A 3,849-nucleotide genomic window follows, 5' to 3' on the forward strand; every position below is an offset into this window, starting at 1 on the left:
TTAACGATGTATCCCATGTCAAAATTAGGCAGCTCGAGTGATCGCTTTTACATAGATGCTTGGCAAAAGCGGGCGGCAAGTGTCGTGTGGAATAAAATATCAAGCTATGCCCGCCTTCGCCAATACCTCCACGTTGTGTGCAAACCGCAACCTGCATTTTTGAAAAGATATGAATATCGATTCCGCTAAAGAGCAAGAGGAAAGCGCTGCCACTACCAAACAAGGTTGGTATTTCCTGTATGCAGTGATTATTGTCTTAACAGCCATAGATATTGTATATTGGGATGGAGATTTTGTCTATCACCACAATTATCATTGTTACATTGTAGGCTTTTGCATTTTCTTGGTGTATTTCTCTAATTCGCAATCAATTATAGACAACAATTTATTCCGGAAGTACTGTTTAATAGCAGCTTTACCGTTTTGCATTCTGTTAATCAAGATGGTACTCACCACGTTTACCTTTCCAGCGTTATTAGCAATATCGTTTCCCATTATCTATCTGTTAATCTTACGCTTTTTCTTATTGTTGCATTTTCCAGAATACCCAGGTGGTGATGCAAAGCCAATACACGTTTCATATACTCGTACCGGTGTTAACTGGCAAGGGAAGGAAAATGGGTATGTTCCTACTCGGGCAGATAAGAGCTTTTCGATTGGCACAGACATAACAATTTATTTGCTAATGGGCTTTATTGCATGGTGGACCTTTGTATTGAATCCCTGACTGCGCATAGGTCTGCACACAACAGTGTATTGGCAAAAGCGGGCGTCAATACCCTAGAGATTCGAACATCAAACTATGCCCGCCTTCGCCAATACTTCCACGTTGTATGCCATTCCGTAACCATATCCAGTACATAGTCATTTTGTCTTTCTTTTTCATTTGTTGTAGTGAGATGACTTTCTCTGAGCCGACTGCCGAAATTGAAGGCGAGAACGTAAAGTTCTTGCTTTACGATTCAGCATTTGCCTTTGACTCGACATCTAAAATCAATGTATTGGGGTATTATCGAGTAAGAGAAGTTTTTGGTGTTTCATTTAAGCCTAGCTATGGCTTTCTTCAATTTTTTCCTGATGGTTTTGCAAAGTTGGGCATTGGAACGGAATCTTTACCGCGGCAGCCGAACTTGATAAGGCATTCGATGATAATCCTCCGTATGTTTTCTGGGGAGTTTATAAAACAGTAAGGGATACTTTGCTTATTGAGTATTTATATAGCCCAGCGACTCCAGGCCGGAACCGTATTGAGAGGAAGTATACTCTTGCCGGGCTTATTAGGGACAATGAAATTGTGATTACGAGCACTGACAGTCAAAAATATTCATATCCGGAAAATTTGGGTGATTCTCTTATCAGTAGCTGCATTGGGAAATTTATATCGCACCCGTCAGCTGATTTGCCAGCGAATAATTATCTTAAAAAAAACATGCACAAGTACCAATAAACGGCCTACAACATGGTATTGGCAAAAGCGGGCAGCGAAGACCATGACGAACAAAACATCAAGTTGTTGCTCGCCTTCGCCAATACTACCACGTTACAGGCAATTGTAGACAGACCGTATGAGACATAAAATTTTTGCCGAGATTGATAAATTTGACTTATGGGCGCAATCACAGTTCGACATTCCCCAAGAAGAGCTTGGCGGTGAATGGGAATGTGATTATGACCATTGGGAGGCAATTTATGAGTCATTTGAAGCATTGATAAACGTAACAGATCCAAATAAATTAACTTCATACGAGAAAGAAAGACTTCTTTACATAATAGCAAGAGATAATGAAATGGAACATCTCTCAAGCCTGTTGGACGGACAATTCTTAATAGTTTTATCAGAATATGCAATTTCAAAAGGACATAGGGAGGATAAGTGGCAGTTAGCAGTTCAACTCTACAAGTTGGCAGATAAAGGAAAAGCGGTATCTCTTCTGGAAAAATTTGTCAACGATGACGAAGAGTATGTGAACAGACGCTCCTTGATGGAATTGGCAAAACTGGATGCTGACAAAGTCGAAAGCTATGCGGAGATATTTTGGAATAAAGAAAAGTATGCTGATATTGAAGAGTATCAAAAAATAGCTGTCTTACATTCGCTGAACGTCATTAATTCACCACTATTAGATAAGTACATTGAGTTAGCAACGCAGAGTGGGCAAACATACCTAATAAACTATGCAATTGAAATTCAAAACAGGAGAGGGTGCATATAACGCACCGAAGGTCAGAACGGCGGAGCAAATTTGAATATGAAATCAAGACTTAATTTAAACACTTTGACAATATTTGGACAACCCTCAGACAATGAACTGCCTGTAACATGGTATTGGCAAAAGCGGGCGGCCAGTTACCTGTCGAACAAAACACCAAGCTATGCCCGCCTTCGCCAAAACTTCCACGTTGTATGCAACTAGAAACCAAATCATAAAGATGAAATCACTAACATTTTCGATAATTTTTTTCTTTACAATTTTTGCTTGTGGACAAACGCCTAAACGTGAGAGACTGGTTAGTCAGACAGATTATATCACAGCGGATACAACAGAAATCTATAAAACTATTTCATTAGAAACTTGCAACTGCACTTTTTCGACAATGAGAAATAACAAGCCTTCAACCTCAATAGACTCCTGTTATAAAGCGGTACTCTTAAAGTATACGGACACCCTGAAAAGACTGGGTTTTGACCCTGCCAAACAAGTTGGCCAACTCAAGCTGGTGAATGAAGTTGTTGGTAAACTTCAACTCAACTGTCCCGGCCTGTCTAAACAGATACAAAAAGAATACGAAGCCGAAAACAAGAAGAAATTGCTTTTCAATGGTGAGTTAGTAAGTCAGACGAAAATTTCATCAGGACTTTATGAAATAGTTATGGCGAATAAAAAATCCAAAGAAATGAAAACATTTTACGCAAAGACTCCGCTTGACGAAACGCAAATAATAAAGTATGAACCAGGTTATGAAATGACCGTTGAGTACGAGGTCGTAAAAAATGAAACAACCAAGAAAGACGAAAATCATTTAAAAGAATTTGGAACAGTAACAAGTGTTGGTGCAGTAAAAGCTACACCCCAACAATAAGCTGCATACAACATGGTATTGGCAAAAGCGGGCAGCGAGTACCAAGTAATTTAAAAACCGAGTGTTGCCCGCCTTCGCCAATACCTTTACGTTATGTGTAAGGCTAAGTCAACCTCATGATAGTGAATTTATTCTTTGCTCTGTTAGTCTTAACGCAGAATGTCGGTACGATTCATAAGGACAGGTTATCGATAGTTAGCAAGGTTACATTTCATACAACGGATCAGCATTTTTTCAGGTTCGTGGGTAAGGATTCAGTGCAACTCAGACGAGCAACAGATAGTCTAACGCGAAATCGAACATTCCAAAAGGTCGAAGTCCTATTTTCCACTGGCGAAAAAGCTGAATTTAGAGGTAATGGAGTGAAATGGATTGCAATTTCGATTCACTCGAACAATCAGGTACTTGTTGTATCTCTTGGCATAGTTAGTAAAATTCGGGAAATCCATTTTGATGATATGTTTTTGCTATGGTCTGGTGAGAAGGAAACCGCATTTAAATCTGAATATTTAAATTTGGTTTTTGCTTCCGGTATTAAAAGGATTTATGGCCAATTTCCAAAAACGCAATTACTGTGTTTCAAACTTGCAAAATGGGCACCAGAAGTGGCTACACCGATAGAGAAATAATGGAATTCAGTATTCATCACTATAGCGCCCTACACATAACATGGTATCCTATGTATAAGACTTATCGTGTGAGTTAAAATATTTCTTTGAAAGCAAAGGATAGGTGGAAGGGAAATTTCAACTACCCTTCGCCCTCAGA

Annotated in this window: 4 protein-coding genes; all 4 read left to right on the forward strand. The window is 39.3% G+C overall.

Going from position 1 to position 3,849, the window contains the following annotated elements:
* The first annotated feature begins 169 nt into the window (after positions 1 to 169).
* The 4 genes from ACX0G7_RS27165 (at position 170) to ACX0G7_RS27180 (ending at position 3,710) form a co-directional block, all read left to right on the forward strand.
* A complete protein-coding gene (locus ACX0G7_RS27165) occupies positions 170 to 727 on the forward strand; it encodes a hypothetical protein (protein ID WP_458926696.1) in 558 nt (185 codons plus the stop codon).
* An 838-nt stretch (positions 728 to 1,565) separates the two neighbouring features.
* On the forward strand, positions 1,566 to 2,213 hold the full coding sequence (locus ACX0G7_RS27170) for a hypothetical protein (RefSeq protein WP_458926697.1): 648 nt from the start codon (positions 1,566 to 1,568) through the stop codon (positions 2,211 to 2,213).
* A 217-nt stretch (positions 2,214 to 2,430) separates the two neighbouring features.
* Entirely contained in the window at positions 2,431 to 3,081 is a 651-nt protein-coding gene (locus ACX0G7_RS27175) for a hypothetical protein (RefSeq protein WP_458926698.1), read from the forward strand.
* 122 nt (positions 3,082 to 3,203) lie between these two features.
* The gene (locus ACX0G7_RS27180) at positions 3,204 to 3,710 is read left to right on the forward strand and encodes a hypothetical protein (protein ID WP_458926699.1); all 507 of its coding nucleotides are present in this window, start codon (positions 3,204 to 3,206) and stop codon (positions 3,708 to 3,710) included.
* Positions 3,711 to 3,849 lie beyond the last annotated feature (139 nt).

The organism is Flavitalea antarctica, assembly GCF_054461535.1.